This is a genomic window from Agromyces sp. NPDC052230 (assembly GCF_040679595.1).
GTDB lineage: Bacteria > Actinomycetota > Actinomycetes > Actinomycetales > Microbacteriaceae > Agromyces.
Window position 1 is genome coordinate 117,849 of the sequence record NZ_JBFAVC010000002.1, and the last position, 19,666, is coordinate 137,514.

The 19,666-nt window shown below is 70.1% G+C and carries 17 protein-coding genes and 2 tRNA genes; 11 read left to right on the forward strand and 8 right to left on the reverse strand.

The annotated features are described in order from the left end of the window. Positions 1-94: 94 nt before the first annotated feature. Genes AB0K73_RS05775 through AB0K73_RS05785 form a run of 3 tightly spaced genes read left to right on the forward strand, consistent with a single transcriptional unit; the run spans position 95 to position 3,742 of the window. The gene (locus tag AB0K73_RS05775) at positions 95-1,636 is read left to right on the forward strand and encodes a multicopper oxidase domain-containing protein (RefSeq protein WP_360511547.1); all 1,542 of its coding nucleotides are present in this window, start codon (positions 95-97) and stop codon (positions 1,634-1,636) included. Next, positions 1,626-3,056 (forward strand): sensor domain-containing protein, encoded by a 1,431-nt coding sequence (locus tag AB0K73_RS05780; RefSeq protein WP_360511549.1) that lies wholly within the window; start codon positions 1,626-1,628, stop codon positions 3,054-3,056. The genes AB0K73_RS05775 and AB0K73_RS05780 overlap by 11 nt, the downstream gene beginning before the upstream one ends. 23 nt (positions 3,057-3,079) lie before the next feature. Continuing rightward, entirely contained in the window at positions 3,080-3,742 is a 663-nt protein-coding gene (locus AB0K73_RS05785; RefSeq protein WP_360511551.1) for a response regulator transcription factor, read from the forward strand. On the opposite strand, the gene AB0K73_RS05790 is transcribed toward AB0K73_RS05785, so the two are convergent. The 3 genes from AB0K73_RS05790 to AB0K73_RS05800 all read right to left on the reverse strand — a co-directional run bounded on the left by AB0K73_RS05790 (position 3,723) and on the right by AB0K73_RS05800 (position 6,142). Next, positions 3,723-4,451: a hypothetical protein gene (locus AB0K73_RS05790; protein WP_360511553.1), complete on the reverse strand. Its 729-nt coding sequence runs from the start codon at positions 4,449-4,451 to the stop codon at positions 3,723-3,725. The genes AB0K73_RS05785 and AB0K73_RS05790 overlap by 20 nt on opposite strands. A gap of 113 nt (positions 4,452-4,564) precedes the next feature. Continuing rightward, positions 4,565-5,524: an NAD(P)-dependent alcohol dehydrogenase gene (locus AB0K73_RS05795; RefSeq protein ID WP_360511555.1), complete on the reverse strand. Its 960-nt coding sequence runs from the start codon at positions 5,522-5,524 to the stop codon at positions 4,565-4,567. A gap of 93 nt (positions 5,525-5,617) precedes the next feature. Continuing rightward, positions 5,618-6,142 carry a DNA starvation/stationary phase protection protein gene (locus AB0K73_RS05800; protein WP_360511557.1) on the reverse strand — a complete coding sequence of 175 codons (525 nt, stop codon included), beginning with the start codon at positions 6,140-6,142 and terminating at the stop codon, positions 5,618-5,620. A gap of 126 nt (positions 6,143-6,268) precedes the next feature. Here AB0K73_RS05800 and arsA point away from each other — a divergent pair, with 126 nt between their 5' ends. Continuing rightward, on the forward strand, positions 6,269-8,056 hold the full coding sequence (gene arsA / locus AB0K73_RS05805; RefSeq protein ID WP_360512283.1) for an arsenical pump-driving ATPase: 1,788 nt from the start codon (positions 6,269-6,271) through the stop codon (positions 8,054-8,056). On the opposite strand, the gene AB0K73_RS05810 is transcribed toward arsA, so the two are convergent. Then, positions 8,025-8,098 (reverse strand) — tRNA-Gly (locus tag AB0K73_RS05810). The two genes, arsA and AB0K73_RS05810, sit on opposite strands and share 32 nt — an antisense overlap. A 91-nt stretch (positions 8,099-8,189) precedes the next feature. Then, positions 8,190-11,939 carry a hypothetical protein gene (locus tag AB0K73_RS05815; RefSeq protein ID WP_360511559.1) on the reverse strand — a complete coding sequence of 1,250 codons (3,750 nt, stop codon included), beginning with the start codon at positions 11,937-11,939 and terminating at the stop codon, positions 8,190-8,192. Between the two features lie 202 nt (positions 11,940-12,141). Between AB0K73_RS05815 and AB0K73_RS05820 the strand changes: the two genes are divergently transcribed. From AB0K73_RS05820 to clpX, 6 genes are all read left to right on the forward strand, one after another. Further along, positions 12,142-12,215, forward strand: a tRNA-Pro gene (locus AB0K73_RS05820). Between the two features lie 52 nt (positions 12,216-12,267). Beyond that, positions 12,268-13,755 carry a trigger factor gene (gene tig / locus AB0K73_RS05825; protein ID WP_360511561.1) on the forward strand — a complete coding sequence of 496 codons (1,488 nt, stop codon included), beginning with the start codon at positions 12,268-12,270 and terminating at the stop codon, positions 13,753-13,755. A gap of 145 nt (positions 13,756-13,900) precedes the next feature. Next, on the forward strand, positions 13,901-14,386 hold the full coding sequence (locus tag AB0K73_RS05830; RefSeq protein ID WP_360511563.1) for a tetratricopeptide repeat protein: 486 nt from the start codon (positions 13,901-13,903) through the stop codon (positions 14,384-14,386). Positions 14,387-14,459: 73 nt separating this feature from the next. Then, on the forward strand, positions 14,460-15,044 hold the full coding sequence (locus AB0K73_RS05835; RefSeq protein WP_360511565.1) for an ATP-dependent Clp protease proteolytic subunit: 585 nt from the start codon (positions 14,460-14,462) through the stop codon (positions 15,042-15,044). A gap of 20 nt (positions 15,045-15,064) precedes the next feature. After that, positions 15,065-15,733, forward strand: coding sequence for an ATP-dependent Clp protease proteolytic subunit (locus AB0K73_RS05840; RefSeq protein ID WP_360511567.1), 669 nt, complete (start codon positions 15,065-15,067; stop codon positions 15,731-15,733). Between the two features lie 139 nt (positions 15,734-15,872). Next, the gene (gene clpX, locus AB0K73_RS05845; protein WP_360511569.1) at positions 15,873-17,150 is read left to right on the forward strand and encodes an ATP-dependent Clp protease ATP-binding subunit ClpX; all 1,278 of its coding nucleotides are present in this window, start codon (positions 15,873-15,875) and stop codon (positions 17,148-17,150) included. 13 nt (positions 17,151-17,163) lie between these two features. Here clpX and AB0K73_RS05850 read toward each other — a convergent pair whose 3' ends face one another. Beyond that, on the reverse strand, positions 17,164-17,448 hold the full coding sequence (locus AB0K73_RS05850) for a hypothetical protein (RefSeq protein WP_360511571.1): 285 nt from the start codon (positions 17,446-17,448) through the stop codon (positions 17,164-17,166). Between the two features lie 182 nt (positions 17,449-17,630). Next, positions 17,631-18,716, reverse strand: a complete 1,086-nt coding sequence (sepH, locus tag AB0K73_RS05855) for a septation protein SepH (protein ID WP_360511573.1) — start codon at positions 18,714-18,716, stop codon at positions 17,631-17,633. 195 nt (positions 18,717-18,911) lie between these two features. Here sepH and AB0K73_RS05860 point away from each other — a divergent pair, with 195 nt between their 5' ends. Continuing rightward, positions 18,912-19,205, forward strand: coding sequence for a DUF4193 domain-containing protein (locus tag AB0K73_RS05860; RefSeq protein ID WP_056729312.1), 294 nt, complete (start codon positions 18,912-18,914; stop codon positions 19,203-19,205). On the opposite strand, the gene AB0K73_RS05865 is transcribed toward AB0K73_RS05860, so the two are convergent. Further along, entirely contained in the window at positions 19,202-19,666 is a 465-nt protein-coding gene (locus AB0K73_RS05865; RefSeq protein WP_360511575.1) for a DUF3093 domain-containing protein, read from the reverse strand. The two genes, AB0K73_RS05860 and AB0K73_RS05865, sit on opposite strands and share 4 nt — an antisense overlap.

Genomic DNA, 19,666 nt, shown 5'->3' on the forward strand with positions numbered 1-19,666 from the left:
GCCCTGACGCGGCGGATGCGCGGGGGATAACCCCCGCACCGATCCGGGCGCGCACCGGCTGGGGCGTCGGCGTCGTGATCGCGACGCTGGGTACATGCCGACACGTTCGAATCCCACCCCGATCCGCCGGCCCCGAGCCGTCGCCGGTGCGCTCGCGGCACTCGCCGCGGGCGCACTCGTCGCCGTCTCGTTCGCCGGCTGCGGCATCGTCGGGCCGACCCCGGTCTCCACGATCGGCAAGGTCGACTTCGAGACGCCGCTCGCCATCCCGCCGCTCGCCGAGTCCACGGTCGACGCCGACGGCACGCGCGTCTTCGCCCTCGAGGCGCGGTCGGGCACGACCGAGTTCACGCCTGGCTCCCCGAGCGACACGTGGGGCTTCAACGGCTCGTACCTCGGCCCGACCCTGATCGCCGAGCGTGGCGAACGCGTGCGCGTCGATGTCACCAACTCGCTCCAGGAGCCCACGACCGTGCACTGGCACGGCATGCACCTGCCCGCCGAGATGGACGGCGGTCCGCACCAGATGGTCGGCCCGGATGCCACGTGGTCGCCCGAGTGGCAGGTCGACCAGCAGGCGGCGACGCTCTGGTATCACCCGCACCCGCACGGTGAGACCGAGTCGCACGTGCAGCGCGGACTCGCCGGCATGTTCCTCGTCCAGGACGACGCCGAGCGGGCACTGCCGCTGCCTCGGGACTACGGCGTCGACGACGTGCCCGTCATCGTGCAGGACACCGGCTTCTCGGGCGACGGCGTGCGCGACGACGCGCAACGAGGCTTCGCCGGGGCGCTCGGCGACGAGCTCCTCGTGAACGGCACGCGCGGTCCCTACCTCGACGTGGCCGACGAGGTGGTGCGGCTGCGCCTGCTCAACGCGTCGACGGCACGCAGCTACGCGTTCACGTGGAGCGACGGCCGCCCCGTCGAGCTCATCGCCACCGACGGCGGGCTGCTCGAGGCATCCGTCGAACTCGACCACATCATGCTCTCTCCGGGCGAGCGTGCCGAGCTGCTGGTGCGTCCGACCCCGGGGGAGCGGCTCGTGCTGCGATCCGAGATGACGGCCGAGGCCGCGGGCATGATCGACTCGATCGCGGCGATGAACGGCGGCACCGACGCGTTCGACGTGCTCGAGCTGCGTGCTGCCGACACGCTCGGCCCGTCGCCAGCGCTGCCCGAGCATCTCGGCGAGCTGCCGCCGGTCGACACGAGCGAGGTCGCGACGACGCGCACGTTCACGCTCGACGGCTTCCAGCTCAACGGCGACGAGATGGAGATGGGCCGCGTCGACGAGACCGTCACGGTCGACACGACCGAGCGTTGGGTCATCGAGAACACCAGCCAGATGCCGCACAGCTTCCACGTGCACGACGTGCAGTTCCGCATCGCGTCCATCGACGGCGCCCCGCCGCCGCCGCACCTCGCGGGATGGAAGGACACCGTCTTCGCCACCCCCGAGACCGAGATCGAACTGATCCTCCGCTTCGAGGACTACGCCGATCCCGACACCCCGTACATGTACCACTGCCACCTCCTGTGGCACGAGGACCAGGGCATGATGGGCCAGTTCGCCGTCGTCGAGCCCGGTCAGTCTGCCACCATGACAGAAGGAAGTACGCACCATGAGCACTGAGAGCGCGAGCATCGATCGCATGACGAGCGACACGACCAGCAACACCACCGCCGAGCGAGCGGATGCCCCGCCCCGGCGTCGCGGGTACGGCGCCCTGTGGGCGAGCGTGCCCCGCGAATTCGGGTTCCTCATCCTCTCGTTGCCGATCGTGATCACCGGATTGGCGCTGCTGACGAGCCTGTTCTTCACGGGCCTCGGAGGCATCTTCATCGTCTTCGGCATCTTCCTCATCGTCGCCTCGCTCTACGTGGCACGCGGGTTCGGCATGTTCGAGCTGATGCGGCTGCGGTGGGCGGGCATGCGGCCCATCGCGCCGCCGCGCTGGCAGCAGACCGGTGGCGACCAGGGGTTCTGGCGCTCGCTGGTCGCACCGTTCGTCGACGGCCACTACTGGCTGTACCTGCTGCACGGCATGATCATCAACCCCATCGTCGGCATCTTCACCTGGGCGGTCACGGTCGCGTGGACCTCGGTGGCGCTCGCAGGCACCACGGGCTGGATCTGGCAGCGCTACATCCCCGACGGTGATCGTGGGCTGTTCCTCCACGATGTCATCCTCGACTGGATCTTCCCGGGCAACACGTTCGAGATCGATCCGGTCTTCGGCGAGCGCGTGTTCGAGTTCATCCTCGGGGTCGTCTTCCTCGTGCTGCTGCCGTTCGTCTTCCGCGGCCTCACGCTCCTGCACGACGTCATCGCCCGGGGGCTGCTCGGCGCGTGGCGGTCTGAGGCCCTCGAGGTCGAGGTCGCGCAGCTCGCCGCCTCCCGCGGCGCGGCCGTGCAGGCCGAGGACGCGTCGCTCCGCCGCCTCGAGCGGGACATCCATGACGGCCCGCAGCAGCGGCTCGTGCGGCTGCAGATGGACCTCGCCGCCATCGAGCGCAAGCTCGAGCGTGATCCAGAGTCGGCGCGTGAACTCCTCGGCGAAGCGCGCGACCAGGCCCGCGAGACCCTCGACGAGCTGCGCGCCCTGTCGCGCGGGTTCGCGCCGCCGATCCTGCAGGACCGCGGGCTCGCGGTCGCGCTCGAGTCGCTCGCCCTCCGCAGCCCGGTACCGGTCACCGTGGAGATCGACCTCGACGACGTGACGTTGCCCGCGCCCATCGAGCGGAACGCGTACTTCATCGCGGCCGAACTGCTCACGAACGCCGCGAAGCACTCCGAGGCGAGCGCGATCCGGCTGCGGGTGACGACGCGCGACGAGGGCGCCGCCGGCCACTGGATCGACGTGTGGGTGACCGACAACGGTCGCGGCGGCGCCTCCGCCGTACCGGGCCACGGGCTCGCCGGGCTCGATGAGCGCGTCCGCGGCCTGCGCGGCCTGCTCGTGATCGACAGCCCCGCGGGCGGGCCAACCTCGATCGGCGCGCACGTGCCGTTCGTGCCGCTCCCGCCCGTCGCGACATCCGGCACCGCCTGACGCTCGTCGCTAGTCTGGACGGCATGACGGATGCCGCCCCCAGCCCCTTGCGCATCGTGCTCGCCGAGGATTCGGTGCTGCTGCGCGAGGGGCTGGTGCGGCTCTTCGACGAAGCCGGGTTCGACACCGTCGGATCGTACGGCGACGCCGACTCGCTACTCGCCGAGGTCGAGACCACGAGCCCCGACGTCGCCGTGCTCGACGTACGCATGCCGCCGACGTTCCGCGACGAGGGCGTTCGGGCCGCGATCGAACTGCGCCGACGGATGCCGCGCCTCGGCGTGCTGCTGCTCAGCCAGTACGTCGAGGGCACCTACGCGCACGAGCTGCTCTCGTCGGGAAACGGCGGCATGGGCTACCTCCTGAAGGACCGCGTCGCCTCGCTCGACGAACTGCAGGACGCCGTGCAGCGCATCAGTGAGGGCGGCACCGTGCTCGATCCCCAGGTGGTCGCCGAGTTGCTGTCACGGCGGGGCGACCCGCTCGCCACGCTCACGCCACGCGAACGCGAGGTCATGGCGCTGATGGCCGAGGGCCGCACGAACGCGGGCATCGCGAAGCAGCTCTACATCGGCATCGGCGCCGTGGAGAAGAACGTGACCTCGATCTTCCAGAAGCTGGGCCTCGAGGACTCCGGCACCGACCACCGGCGCGTGCTCGCCGTGCTCACCTGGCTGCAGCGGTAGGCGGCGTCTCGTCGCTGCTGCGCCGGATGGGCTCGTGGGTGCGCAGCACGTGCCGGTACTGGCGGTATCCCCACGACATCCAGACCACGAACTGGGCGATCGCCGCGACGAGGCCGACGGCGATCGCCCAACCCACCGAGCCGGTGAGTGCGTAGAGGAGGGCGCCCACGAAGAGCCCGACGAGCGCGGTGTTCACGACGAGCATCACCATCATCGAACTCGCCGGGACCTGCGTGCGATTGCGGTCGGCGAACGCGTAGTACGTCTTGATCGCACCCGCCTGGTCGTCGGAGGTGCCCGTGATGAAGTACGGGGCGAGCCCCGGGTCGAGGTCGAGGTAGGCGCCACGGAGGCGGTTCATGGCGAGCACGTACACGAGGTCCTCGGTCGCCGTGTTGAACACCCGCAGTTGCGTGATGACGCCGAGCAGGACGAGCAGGAACAGCACGCCGAGCGCCGCGACCCCGAACCAACCGCGGAACTCCGTCGCATTGCCGAGCACGCCGAGGGTCACGAGGCCGGCCGAGACGAGCGTGAGGAAGATCGCGATACGGGTGAGCACCTCGCTCTGCGTCGTCGACCGGGAGGCCAGGAGGCTCCAGTGCTCGGTCGCGAGCAGCTGGGCGCGCAGCGACTTCTGCGCGTCGGTGAGAGCGGCCGCCGGCTCGGATGCCGGCGGAGACGCGTCGGGCCCGGGAGCATCCGCCATACCGGCATTCTGCACCCGGGCCCGACCGGCCGCCATCGGGGATGCCGCGGCAGCGCAGCCGGCCGAGGCGGGGCGTGGGTCAGCATGCCGCGCGACCGACCGACATCCTCGCGTCACGCGTTCGAGACGCTGACGACGACCTTGCCGAGGGCTTTCCCCGTGCCGTGCCGCGTGAGCGCCTCGGCAACCTCGGCGAGGTCGAAGACGCGGTCGATGTTGATGCGGATCTCGCCGGCCGCGCACTGCTCGGCGAGGGCGGTGAAGTGTTCGGGACCCTCCCGCACGAAGAGCACCCCGAGACGCGCGCCGGTGACGGCCCCGAGGAGCGTGCCGACGGTCAGCATCCGCAGCATCGTGCGCAGCGTGCCGCCCACCATGACGCACCGCCCGCCCCGGGCGAGTGCACGGCGATAGGCGAACACCGAGCGATGTGCAACGAGATCCACGATCACGTCGTAGGGGCCGGATCGGGTGAAGTCGCTCACGCGGTAGTCGATCACACGGTCGGCGCCGAGGTCGCGGAGGAAGTCGAGCTTGTCCGCATTGTCGACGGCGGTGACGTGCACGCCCGTACGCGCGGCGAGCTGGATGGCGAACGAGCCGGAGCCGCCGCCGGCTCCGTTGATGAGCAGGTGCTGGCCCGGCGACGCCAGCGCGACGGCCTGCTGGGCGATGGCGCCGGCCTGTGGGATCGTCGAGGCCTCCTCGAACGTCAGGGCACGGGGCTTCCGCGCGAGGGCCGACGCGGGCATCGCGACGTACTCGGCGAAGCCGCCGAGTCGCGGGATGTTGTCGCCATACACCTCGTCGCCGATGCCGAACCGCGTGACGCCCTCACCCACGGCCGCCACTCTCCCCGCAACGTCGGATCCCAGTATGCGTCGCCGCGGTCGGCGAAGCCCGCCGAAACGGGCGTAGCCCGGACTCCCCTGCAGGGCCTCCCAGTCCGACAGGTTCACCGAGGTGGCGACCACCTCGACCAGCACCTCACCGTGGTCCGGCTTCGGTACCGGCACGTCGCGGAGTTCGAGCTCGTCCACCGACCCGTATCGCTCATACACGACCGCTCGCACGGTCCGACCCTACACAGTCGTCAGGGCTGCGCGGCGGAGGCGGCGGGGGTCATGCCGCGATTCCGGCATGACCCCCGTACGCCCGCGGAATCGCTACTTCACCGAGATGTGCGAGAAGAGGAACCAGCGGTCCTTGTCGAGACCGCGACGGATCTCGATCGCGACGTCCTGGCTCGTTGGGTCGAGCTCTTCGAGGCCCTCGATCGCGTCGTTGACCTTCTCGGTGGCGAGGTCGATCTGCGCGATCACATCGGCGATCGCCTCGTCGTACGGCTGGAAGCCGAGCTTCGGGTTCACGGCGCCGCTCTTGTCGGCGACGGCCTTCAGTCGGCCGTCGACCGGGAGACCCAGCGCCACGACCCGCTCGGCGGCCACGTCGGCCCAGCCCTGGGCGTGGGCGACGACGTCGTCGAGGAGCTCGTGCACGGCGACGAAGTTGACACCGCGCACGTGCCAGTGCGCCTGCTTGCCGTTCACGGCGAGGGCGATGAGCTCCTGCACGACGGGCGTGAGGTACTGGGCGACCCCGGCCGCGACATCCGCGCTCGAGCCCTTGGTGGCCTTGGGTGATTCGGCCGCCTTCGTGGTCTTCTTCGGTGCGGTCTTCGTGTCGGTCATCCTGTCCACCTTCCCTGGAGCGTCTGTCCTTTTGGCAACGCTACGCGCGTGCCCCGGTATTTCTCGAACGGCCCGGCTCAGCCGGGGGCGGGGTTGACACGAGGGTGTGAGACTGGACGCATGTCGATGCGCTTCCTCGATGCCGCGCCCCGGTTCCTCTTCTTCACCGGCAAGGGCGGTGTCGGCAAGACCTCGGTGGCCTGCGCGGCCGCTGTTCAGCTGACGGCACGGGGGAGTCGGGTGCTGCTCGTGAGCACCGACCCCGCCTCGAACCTCGGTCAGGTGTTCGGCCTGACGATCGGGAACACGATCACCCAGATCCCGTCGGTCCCCGGCCTGTCGGCGCTCGAGATCGATCCCGAGCAGGCGGCCGAGGCGTATCGCGAGCGCATCATCGGGCCCGTGCGCGGCGTGCTTCCCGAGCATGAGATCGCGACGATCACCGAGAGCCTGTCGGGCTCGTGCACCAACGAGATCGCCTCCTTCGACGAGTTCACCGATCTGCTGACCGATGACGGCGCCTACGGGCACTACGACCACATCATCTTCGACACCGCGCCCACCGGGCACACGATCCGGCTGCTGCAGCTGCCGGGGTCCTGGACCGAGTTCCTCACGAGCGGCGGCGACGCCTCCTGCCTTGGCCCGCTCTCGGGCCTCGAGAAGCACAAGGCCGCATACTCGGGTGCCGTGCGCGCCCTCACCGACCCGTCGCGCACGAGGCTCGTGCTCGTGAGCCGGGCCCAGGCGTCGGCACTCGGCGAGATCGACCGCACCTTCGCGGAACTGACCGAGATCGGCATGTCCGACGGCTACGTCGTGATCAACGGCGTGCTTCCGGATGTCGCGGGCGACGAGCCGATCGCGGCAGCCGTGCGCGCGCGAGAGAACGAGGCGCTCGCAGCGATCCCCGCGGCGATCGCGGCGCTGCCGCGCGACCTCATCGACCTGAAGCCCTCGAACGTGGTGGGCGTCGACGCCCTGCAGACGCTCTTCGAGCCCGCGGCGGCGCCCGACGAGGGCGCGGCGCCGGTCGCGATCGAGACCGTGGCAGATGCACCGTTGTCGGTCCTCGTCGACGAGATCGAGCACGACGGCCACGGGCTCGTCATGTGCATGGGCAAGGGCGGCGTCGGCAAGACCACGATCGCGGCTGCCGTCGCCGTGGCCCTCGCCGAGCGGGGGCACGACGTGCTGCTCACCACCACCGATCCGGCGGCGCACCTCACCGAGACGCTCGACGGCGGGGCGACCGGGCTCACGGTATCTCGCATCGATCCCGACTCGGCCGTGCAGCGATACCGCGACCGGGCGATGGCCACGAAGGGCAAGGACCTCGATGCCGACGGTCGGGCGGCGCTCGCCGAGGACCTCATGTCGCCGTGCACGCAGGAGGTCGCGGTCTTCCACGAGTTCTCGCAGGCGATCCGCGAATCGCGTCGGAAGTTCGTCGTGATCGACACGGCGCCGACGGGGCACACGCTGCTCCTGCTGGACGCGACCGGCTCCTACCATCGAGACATCACTCGCCAGCTCGGCGGCGCCGCCGGCGTCACGCCGATGATGCGGCTGCAGGACCCCGCGCACACGAAGGTGATCCTGGTGACGCTGGCCGAGACCACGCCCGTGCTGGAGGCCGAGGAACTGCAGCGCGACCTGGAACGCGCGGGCATCCACCCGTGGGCCTGGATCGTGAACACCTCGATCGCCGCCGCGCATCCGCGCTCGCCGTTCCTGCGGAAGCGTGCCCGGAACGAGCTCGAGCAGCTGGATCGCGTGCAGCAGACGGCAGACCGGATCGCGGTGGTGCCGCTGCTGGCCGAGGAGCCGATCGGGATCGCACGGCTGTCGGCGCTGGCCGCGGAATCGCTCACCCCGCCATTGGAGCGGATGACGGGAATCGAACCCGCGTAATCAGTTTGGAAGACTGAGGCTCTACCATTGAGCTACATCCGCGCGCGCCCGCGTTCAGGCACTGGATCATCGTAGTACATCGCGTGGCCCGAGCCGTGACGGGGGCACCCGCGCGTCGGTGCCGCAGTGGGTCTCAGCGCAGCTCGGCGATCGTGTGCGCGACCCGGCGGGCGAGCCGCAGCTGCCGCTCGTACGTCGCCGCGAGCGCTACGAGTACGACGCCGGCGATTCCGAGCCACAGCCACCACCACACGGCTTCGTAGAGCCAGGTGATCCACGGCCAGAGCTGCGAGATCGCGTGCACGAGCAGCACCGCGCCGCCGAACAGCAGCGGAGCCTGCAGCCGCCGGGCGGCTCCCACCACGACGGCTACCACGGTCACGACTCCGAGCGCGACGATGCGCCACAGCTCGGGATCCGCGAAGTCGGCGATGAGCGCCGGAACGAGAAGCACCGCGAGGCCAGGGCCGACCGCGGGCCAGCTGCCCAGGGCGGGGGAGCGCCGCATCCGGAACGCACCGGCGCCGATGAGGGCCACGCCGATCGGCGCGGTGACGACGTCGAAGGGGTCGATCGCGCCCGGCACGAGCGCCATGACTCCGCCCAGTACGAGCACGGCGAGGGTGCTCCACGCGAAGATCGGCCCGGCGACCGGGCGCACTCTCGCCGCCGCGCCGACGATGTGCGCCACGGCCAGCAACGGGAAGAGCACCGCCGCACGGCGGAACGGCTCGACGGTGGAGACGATCGCGATCACGGTCGGGATCGAGGCCACGACGACGGATGCCGCGAGCACGGCCTCGGCGACGACGGCCGGGCTCGATCCGGTCCGAGCCCACGCGACGGCCACGACGACGCCGGCCGCGAGGGCGATCGCCGGCCAGAACTCCACCGCCAGGTCGCTCGGCTCCCCGACGGCGATGGCCGAGGCGCGCACGAGAGCCGCTCCCGTGAACGCGACCCACCCGGTCACCACTCCCAGAAGGCGGATCGGAACGGCCCGCGCCGTCTCGGGCAGGAAGATCGCGGCGAGCGCGACGACCGCGCCCGCCGCGACGAGCACGAGTGGACGCAGTTCGGAATCGGCGCTCGACGCGACGCTCGGAAGCACTGTGACCGCGGCGGCCGCAGCGAGCAGGAGGGTGCGGCCGGATGCCGTCGATCCCGGGGCGGTGCGGCGCCACGTGATCAACACGGCGGCGACGGCGAGCGCCGCGGCGAGGGGGAGGGTGTACGCCTCGACGTCGTCGACTCCGTCGCCCGCCAGCCGGGTCCACACCGCGGCCACCGCGAGCGCGAGGCTCAGCCAGGAGAGGTGTTGGCTGGGCGACGAACCGCCGATCGGGTCGCCGTCGAGGGCGGCCACGAGCAGCGGCACCGGCGCAAGCAGCACGAGGAGCAGCCATGCCTGGTCGCCCGCCGTCGGAACGGCGAGCAGGGCGACGAGTCCGGCGATCCCGAGTGCGACGCACCAGGCGGTTCGGACGGCCGGCGCGCGGCGCGCCGTGACGACCGGCGCGATCGCGGCGGCGAGGAGAACCGCGGCCCCCGCTCCGAGGATGGACGGTGGCGCATCGGGCACGGCCGCGAGTGCGCGTTCGAGCCCGACGGCGAGCAGGAGCGGACCGACCATGGCGAACGCGAGGCGCACGAGCGGGGGAGTCGGAGCGCGCAGCGCGGCGATGACGACCACCGCGGCCAAGGTCGCCGGGAGCCATTCGAGGTCGGTGTCCCCGACGAACGCCGCCGCGAACGCGCCGGTCGACGTCGCGGCAAGTGCGGGCAGCACGAGGGCGAGGCGATCGGGTTCGGAGAGGCGCGGCACGAACACGACTCCCGCCAGGAGGACAGCACCCACGATGCCGAGCCAGAACCACGGCGAATGCCAGGGCGGCACGGGGGTGAATCCCGACGCGATGATCCACGACGGCAGCGTGAACACGGCCACCGCGGCCAGGAGCATCGCCACCACGAGGTGCGCGGAGCCGACACCGCCGGCAACGCCCGTCGACCACACGCGGGGCGCCAGCAGGCGGCCGGCGATCGCGGTCGCGATCACACCCACCATGGTCCACGGCCACACCTCCGCGTTCGCGTACGCTGTCGACAGGGCGAGGCCGGCGGCGGCGACACCGAACACGGCGAGGGTCTGCACCAGTCCCGGCACGCGATCCGGGAAGCCGCTCGACGCGGCGAGCAGGCCGAACATGGCGACGCCGACGAAGATCGTGCTCGGCACCGCCGCGCCGGGGACGATTGCCCCCACCACGAGCAGACCCGTCACCGCGGCTGCGACCGGAACCACCGCGAATCGGTGCAGCGACCGGAGGATGAGGATCGTCGCGCTGGCTCCCACCGCGACGACGAACGGCACCAGTATCGTGCCGATGTCGAGGACGTCGGGATGCAGCGCCACGCGCTCATCAGCTCCGACCTGCCACGGCGAGGTGCCCGAGACCGCCCGCCAGCCCACGGAGGCGATGCCGACGAGCAGACCCGGGATCGCGGCGATCGCCGCCACGATCGCCGCTGCGACGAACGCGGCACGCGCCTCGGCACGGCCGGAAGGCGCAGCCCGAACCAAGCCGGCCGCGGCCGCGAGCACCGCGCCGGCGGACGCCGGAGCCAGCCAGATCGCGATCCCCTGGTCGAGCTCCGCCACGATGCCGATGGCCGGGGCGAGGGTCGCCGCCGCACCGGCGCCGATGGCCGCGGCCGGTCCCCATTCCGGGGACACTGCCGTTCGTGCCGCGCGTATCGCGATGAGGATGAGCACGGCGCCGGCCGCAACCGCGAGGAATGCCCACGTCTCTCCCCAGCTCACCTCGGGAAGCGACCAGTAGGCGGCCGCCAGCGATACCAGTCCGCCGCCGAACCCCGCAGCCAGCATGATCGCGCGCTCGGGCGAACGGCGCGAGATCGCGACCGTCGCTGCCCCGATGACGAGCGCTGCCAACCCGCCGAGCCACGCACCCGTTGCGGTACCGGGGTCTGCAGCGAACCCGAGGAGGAATGCGGCGCTCGGTGCCAGCGCTGCCGCCGCGAAGCCCGGTACGCGGATGCCGCTCACTGCCCGCGTCGCAGCCAGAACGCCGGCGACGATCGCGAACGCGAGTCCCGTGTAGGCCGCGGCGTTCAGCGCTTCCGTGCCGAAGAGCTCGTTCGCGCGGACGATCCAGACGTCGAGCAGCAGCAGGACGACGGCGACGGATGCCACGCCCTCCGCCGTGCCCGGCAGACGACGAGCTCGCAGCAGCCACGCGATGCCGAGCACGAGCACACTGGCCCCGGCGATGATGGCCGACCGCACCTCGAGGGTCGCCACCAGGTAGGCGACGAACAGGAAGACGATCGCCGTGACCGAGATGAGCACGACTCCGAGTGTCAGCAGCAGCACCTGCACGCCCGAGCGGCGTCGAGCCGGCGTAGCCGCAGCGACTGGTTGATCGGACTGCGGCGGGGCCGGCGGCGCGGCAACGCGCGCGGGCACCTCAGGCGCGGGCACCTCAGCCGCGGGCACCTCAGCCGCGGGCACCTCAGCCGCGGGCACGGGAGCCGAAACTGCTGCACCCGTCGCGGCCGCAATTGCACCGGCCGCGATCGACGTCGCGCTCGATACATCGCGCCGCTCGCGCGCCCGTTGGGCGTCGCGCATCTCCGTGATGATCCGCTGCCTGGCCGCCTCCATCTCGAAGACCTGCGTGGACGCGGCGAGCAGCTCCGACGACGCCGGCACCCCGAGATCGAGTCCGCATTCGATGCATCGTGTGGAGTACAGGGTCGCGAAGCACGCGGGGCACCGCGTCGTGTCGATGAGGTGCGCCGGATCAGACGGCCAGCGGCGCAGGTCCTCGGCACCACCGAGGTGCAGGCGGTCGGTCATGCGCACACTCTCCCACGTGCCGACGCTCCCGCGACGGTCCATCCACAGCGCCAGTTCGGGGGTCACCGCGGTGCATCGTCGGCCATCCGCTCCGACGTCGCATCCGCCGGGGCGCCCGTGCAGTAGACTTTCGGGGGTCCATCCGTGCTCCTGCATGCTTCGGCGTGCCGCGCGGATGGCACGACGAGTTGAGTCAGCGACTCGGGGCGTAGCTCAGCTTGGTAGAGCGCCCGCTTTGGGAGCGGGAGGTCGCAGGTTCAAATCCTGTCGCCCCGACGAGTCGCCGTGCGGCTCGACACGAACTTCCACACAACAGGAGATCTTCCACATGCCGACCACTTCGGTTGAGAAGCTGAGCCCCACGCGCGCCAAGCTCACCATCTCGGTGACGCCCGAGGAGCTGAAGCCCAGCATCGCCCACGCCTACGAGCACATCGCCGAGCAGATCAATGTGCCCGGCTTCCGCAAGGGCAAGGTGCCGCCGCCCATCATCGACCAGCGGGTCGGCAAGGCCGCGGTGCTCGAGCACGCGGTGAACGAGGGCATGGACGGCTTCTACCGTGCCGCGGTCACGGAACACGAGCTCCGCCCCCTCGGCCGCCCCGAGGCCGACATTGTCGAGTGGCCGAACGAGAAGGACTTCTCGGGCGATCTGCTCCTCGCCATCGAGGTCGATGTGCGCCCCGACGTCGAGCTTCCCGACTACGACGGTCTCGAGCTCACGGTCGACTCGGTCGAGGTCGGCGACGACGAGGTCCAGGACGAACTCGAGCGTCTCCGCAGTCGTTTCGGCACCCTCATCACCGTCGACCGTCCGGCCACCACGGGCGATTTCGTGACCCTCGACCTCGTCGCCACCATCGAGGGCACCGAGGTCGACACGGCGAGCGGCATCTCCTACGAGTTGGGATCGGGCGAGCTGCTCGAGGGCATCGACGACGCGCTCGAATCGCTCACCGCCGGCGAGACCACGACCTTCGAGTCGAAGCTCCTGGGTGGCGACCACGAGGGCGAGACCGCCGAGATCACCGTCACGGTCACGGCCGTCAAGGAGCGCGAGCTTCCTGAGGCCGACGACGACTTCGCGCAGATCGCGAGCGAGTTCGACACGCTCGACGAGCTCACCCAGAGCCTCAAGCAGCAGGTCTCGCGCAACAAGTCGTTCGGCCAGGGCACCCAGGCGCGCGACCTCCTCGTCGACAAGCTCCTCGAGCTCGTCGACGTGCCCGTCGCCGACAGCGTCATCGAGGACGAGGTGCACCGCCACCTCGAGTCCGAGGGTCGTCTCGAAGACGACGAGCACCGCGCCGAGGTCACCGAGTCGAGCACGAAGGCGTTCAAGACGCAGATCGTCCTCGACAAGATCGCCGAGGCCGAGAAGGTGCAGGTCAGCCAGGACGAGCTCACCCAGTACCTCGTGCAGGGCGCTGCGCAGTACGGCATGGACCCGAACGAGTTCGTGCAGGTGCTCAGCCAGAACGGCCAGATCCCCGCCATGGTCGGCGAGGTCGCGCGCAACAAGGCGCTCGCGATCGCGCTCGGTAAGGCCAAGGTGACGGATGCCGCGGGCAACGCCGTCGACCTCTCCGAGTTCACCGCCGTGGCCGACGCCGACGCCGACGACACGGCGGAGGGCGAGCAGCCCGAGGCCGCCGAGACGGTCGAGGCGCCCGCCGAGGCCGCCGCCGAGGAGAAGAAGCCCGCGCGCAAGCGTGCCGCGAAGAAGGACGACGACGCGGAGGAGCCCGCCGAGGCCGCCGCCGAGGAGAAGAAGCCCGCGCGCAAGCGTGCGGCCAAGAAGGCCGACGCCGAGTAATCACGATCGAATGCGAGGGCCGGATGCCGCGAGGCATCCGGCCCTCGTCCGTCCTCGCGCGTCGCCCCCACGACCTTTCGGTGGCTGACGACCTTGTGAACTCGACGTGATCCGGTGAAAGGTCGTCACGGGAAGGGAAAGCAGCATGGAGACGGACTGGCAGCGACGCGTCGACGCGGTATGGGCGGCCGCCGACGAACTCGGCGACGACGAGGTCATCCGCCGCATCGACGCACTCGCCGCCGAACGGCCGGGCGACGATCCGATCGCGCTCTTCGAACGCGCGGGGGCGCGCGACTCCGCAGACCGCGAGGCCGAGGCCGAGCCGCTGTACCGCGCTGCCCTCGACGGCGGGCTCACGGGATCCCTGCGGGTTCAGGCGCACATCCAGCTCGCGTCCACGATCCGGAACCTCGGCCGCCCGACGGAGTCGATCGCGCTTCTCGATGCCGTCGAGGCCGAGGCCGGCGAGCTCCGCGACGCGGTGGTCGCGTTCCGTGCCCTGGCCCGTGTCTCTGCGGGCGACGCCCGGCTCGCGGCATCCGAGGCCCTCGCCGCGCTCGCGCCGCACCTCTCCCGGTACCGCGTGTCGGTCGCGGCATACGCGGCGGAACTCGGCGCATCCGCCTAGGGCGAACAGCCCCGTCGGCGCGTGTTGCACCGGATAGATTCGAGTGAACGCGACAACCGAAACGGAGCGACACATGGCCGAAGTGACACCCCAGCCCGGTGTTTTCGATCGACTGCTGAAGGACCGCATCATCTGGCTGGGATCCGAGGTTCGTGACGAGAACGCCAACGAGATCGCGGCGAAGCTGTTGCTCCTCGCCGCCGAGGACCCCAAGAAGGACATCTACCTCTACGTCAACTCGCCCGGTGGGTCGATCACGGCGGGCATGGCGATCTACGACACCATGCAGTTCGTGCCGAACGACATCGTGACGGTGGGCATCGGCATGGCGGCGTCGATGGGCCAGCTCCTGCTCACGGCGGGCACCAAGGGCAAGCGCTACATCACCCCGAACGCGCGCGTGCTCCTGCACCAGCCCCATGGCGGCTTCGGTGGCACCGCGAGCGACATCCAGACGCAGGCACAGCTCATCCTCGACATGAAGAAGCGGCTCGCCGAGATCACCGCGGCGCAGACCGGCAAGTCCGTCGAGCAGATCAACGCCGACGGCGACCGCGACCGCTGGTTCAACGCCCAGCAGGCCCTCGAGTACGGCTTCGTCGACCACATCCGCGAGTCCGCACTCGACGTGTCCGGCGGCGGCGGAACCCAGGCGTGAGGAAGAGAGAGAACGAGCGAATGAACATCCCTGCAATCGGCGGCACCGCCTTCAGCGGCTTCCAGGCTCCGAGCTCGCGGTACATCCTGCCGAGCTTCGAGGAGCGCACGGCCTACGGCTACAAGCGCCAGGACCCGTACGCGAAGCTCTTCGAGGACCGCATCATCTTCCTCGGCGTGCAGGTCGACGACGCGTCGGCCGACGACATCATGGCCCAGCTGCTGGTGCTCGAGTCGATGGATCCCGACCGCGACATCATCCTCTACATCAATTCGCCCGGCGGCTCCTTCACGGCCATGACCGCCATCTACGACACGATGCAGTACATCCGCCCCGAGATCCAGACGGTCGTGCTCGGCCAGGCGGCGTCGGCCGCGGCCGTCATCGCGGCCGCCGGCACGCCGGGCAAGCGGCTCGCACTGCCGAACGCGCGGGTGCTCATCCACCAGCCGGCGATGGGGGAGGCGGGTCACGGCCAGGCGTCCGACATCGAGATCCAGGCGGCCGAGATCATGCGCATGCGCGAGTGGCTCGAGGAGACGCTCTCGCGTCACTCGAACCGCACCCAGGAGCAGGTCAACAACGACATCGATCGCGACAAGATCCTCTCGGCCGCCGAGGCGCTCGAGTACGGCCTCATCGACCAGGTGCTCTCGTCGCGCAAGACCCTGCCGGCGCTCACGCGGTAGATCGCTCACCGACCACGAGGGGCGGGTGCGGATGCCGCATCCGCCCCTCGGTCGTCTCCTTTCCGCCAATCCGTGGCGGTTCGGCCCCGCTGGCCCTGTCTCGGGCTAGGCTCGAAACAGACTCGACAGGGAGGGTTCGATGGCACGCATCGGGGAGAGCGCCGACCTGCTCAAGTGCTCCTTCTGCGGGAAGAGCCAGAAGCAGGTTCAGCAGCTCATCGCCGGACCCGGCGTCTACATCTGCGACGAGTGCGTCGAGCTCTGCAACGAGATCATCGAGGAGCGACTCGCCGAGGCCGGCGAGACCGAGGCCGGCGAGTTCGAGCTGCCGAAGCCGAAGGAGATCTTCGCGTTCCTCGAGGAGTACGTCATCGGCCAGGAGGCCGCGAAGAAGGCCCTCGCCGTCGCGGTCTACAACCACTACAAGCGGGTGCGGGCTCGTACCACCCTCACCTCGGCCGACCGGGCGCACGATGACATCGAGATCGCGAAGTCGAACATCCTCCTGATCGGGCCCACGGGCTGCGGCAAGACCTATCTCGCGCAGACGCTCGCGAAGCAGCTCAACGTACCCTTCGCGGTGGCGGATGCCACGGCCCTCACCGAGGCCGGCTACGTCGGCGAAGACGTCGAGAACATCCTCCTGAAGCTCATCCAGGCCGCCGACTACGACGTCAAGCGTGCCGAGACCGGCATCATCTACATCGACGAGATCGACAAGATCGCCCGCAAGGCCGAGAACCCGTCGATCACGAGGGATGTCTCGGGTGAGGGTGTGCAGCAGGCGCTGCTGAAGATCCTCGAGGGCACCGTGGCATCCGTGCCGCCGCAGGGTGGCCGCAAGCACCCGCACCAGGAGTTCATTCAGATCGACACGACGAACGTGCTGTTCATCGTGGCGGGCGCGTTCTCGGGCCTCGAAGACATCATCTCCTCACGTGCCGGCAAGCGCGGCATCGGATTCGGCGCCCCCCTGCACAGCAAGGAGGACGAGGCCGACATCTTCAGCGAGGTGCTTCCCGAAGACCTGCACAAGTACGGCCTCATCCCCGAGTTCATCGGTCGGCTGCCCGTGGTGGCCACGGTGATGCCGCTCGACCGCGACGCGCTCATGGAGATCCTCACGGTGCCGCGTAACGCGTTGGTGCGCCAGTACCAGCGCATGTTCCAGCTCGACGGCGTGGAGCTCGACTTCGAGCAGGCCGCGCTCGAGGCGATCGCCGACCTCGCGGTGCTGCGCCAGACCGGTGCCCGCGGCCTGCGCGCCATCATGGAGGAGGTGCTCGGACCGATCATGTTCGAGGTGCCCTCCTCGACGGGCGTCGCCCGGGTCGTCGTCACGAAGGCCGCGGTGCTCGACAACGCGGCTCCCACGATCGTGCCGCACAAGCCGCGCCGCGCCGAGAAGTCTGCGTAGCCGGTTCGGCCGGTCAGTCGTACACGCGCACCAGTTGCCAGCGCGCGCCGTCGTGTTCGACGTCGAACACGTGCGTCTCACCGTCGTCGGCGCTGGCCTGGAACCGCCAGCCCGAGATCGACAACGGCACCCGGCCCGGGGACACCTCATGGCCCGCCAGTGGCCCCCACCAGTCGCATGGACCCACCAGCGCGGTCGGCATATCGGTCACTCGGTAGCGGCGCGCACGCCAGACGAGACGCTCGGGCTCGCCGCCGTCGCTTGTCCAGACCTCGACGACCTCCTGCACGCGCGGCATGTCAACCTCCACGTATTCGAACGTATGTTCGAATACTAGCACTCGCGCTCATTGCGGCGGAGATACGATCCGCCACCCCGGGCGATCCGGCGCTGCCTCGGCGCGCCGGATCGTATCTCCGCAGAATTGGACACTTTCGAGGGCGCGCTGAGGACAGCGAGCGGATGCCGCGGGCTGCGGCGTCAGGCCAGGTCGTCGTCGCTGCGGGCGCCGAAGACGATCTCGTCCCAGCTCGGCATCGACGCGCGGCCCTTCTTCGACGGCCGGTTGGCGGGAGCGCTGGTGGCCGGCTTGCCGCCCCAGAGCGTACGAGCCGCGGTGCCCGGCTTGTCGTCGGCGGGCGTCTTCGACTCGGGCGCAGGCGGCGTCTCGGCGACGGGTGCAGGAGTGGGAAGCACCGGCTGCTGCTGCTCGTGGTCGGCCCCGCTCGCCGCCTCGCGTTCACCGCGCCGTCGGCGAAGCGCCTCGAGCAGGTCGGCCGTCTCGCCGAGCGTCGGCTTCGGTTCATCCGCTCGCTTGATCGCCGCGCGCGAGGCAGCTGGGCTCGACACGGGCGGCGTCGTGCGCGCATACGGCAGGGGCTCGAGGTGCGGGGCGGTGTCGAACTTGCCGTGATCGCTCTCCTCGAAGGTGAACGCGCCGCTGTCGAACCGGGACGGTTCCTCGGCGTCGGCCGCCACCGCTCGCAGCCGCGGGATCAGGCCGCCCTTCAGTTCGCCCTGCTGCGAGAGCGTCGTGGCCTCGGAGTTCAGCGGATGCAGCGCCTGCGTGCGCGGCTCGAAGCCCCAACGCGCGTCATGGTCGATGGAGTCGGCCGTGAACTCGAGCTTGACGATCCAGCCGCGTTCCTCATCCTTCCAACTGGCCCAACGCTCGCCGTGCACCCCGAGCTTCGCAAGCCGTTCGCGGATGACGCTGCCGAACGTGGGCGGGTCGTCGCCAGGATCGACCTCGGCCGCGACATGCACCGGAACCGCAAGCGCCGACGTCACGACGTGTTCGCGTTCGGCGAGCACCGGCCCCTCGAAGCGGCGGATGTAGTCGATCGACGCGCCGGTGACCTGCGCCACGTCCTCGGCCGACAGGCCGGAGCGGATGAGCGACTGCACCTCGCGGGGCGAGGGTTTGGGTCCGGTGTGCGTCTCGGGCTGCGCCTGACGAATCCGGGACTGCAGCACCTCGTCGATCTCGATCCGGAAGCGTGCTCCATCGTCGGAAGCGGCGAGCAACGCGCCGTTCTCGACTCCGATTACCTTGAGTTCCTGCATCAGCGACAAAGCCCTTCCGTGCCATCGTCTCCGCCCAAGGATGCCACGTCGTGGAAGGCGAGACCGGGAATAGCGCGGGCGCGGCGGAAGTTGAGCACGTAGCAGGTTGCCGGGCGGCGCAAGTGGTTTGCTTACGCACCCGAATTGATGCAGACTATGCCCGCCGAATCATCGGCACCGAAGAAATGGATGGGAATGGCAACGGATTACGACGCACCGCGGAAGACCGAGGACGACTCAGAGTCGATCGAGGCCCTCAAGGAGCGCGTCCCCGACAAGATGTCGGGAGTGGTGGATGTCGATGACGCCGACAACCCTGGAGGCTTCGACCTGCCCGGTGCCGATCTCTCCGACGTCGAGCTCGACGTCGTCGTGCTCCCGCCCCAGGCTGACGAGTTCACGTGTGTGAACTGCTTCCTCGTGAAGCATCGCTCGCAGATCGACCACGAGACGAAGCTCGGACCGATCTGCTTGGAGTGCGCCTCCTAGACGTCGCGCTCCGCAGTACCCGGCCGTCGTGATCCATTGATCGCGGCGGCCAGTTCTTTCGGGCGACGGCTCGAGAGCAACCAGTACGGAGTGGGGTCGGCCGGATCCGTGATCGGCACCTTGACGACCGGCTGCACCCATCCGCGGATGACGAGGAACGCCCGCGCATCGAGTCCGGTGCCGCGTTCGACGCGCGCTTGGGCGTCGAGCGCCGGCGTCGCCTCGCCCGTCTGGGCGAGCGGGATCTCAGCTCGGCCGGCCCGGAGCATCCCGTCGCCGACCTCGATGACCGGCGAGGTGAACGTGAGCGACCCCACCACCGCGAGGTAGAGGACGATGCCCGTGACGATGCCGGCGGGCATCGAGACGGGTGCGAGCACGAGGATGCTCGCGGGCACGAGCAGCAGGGTCGCGATGTAGATCCAGGGCGTCGGCCACAGTTTCTCGCGGTAGTCGGGCAT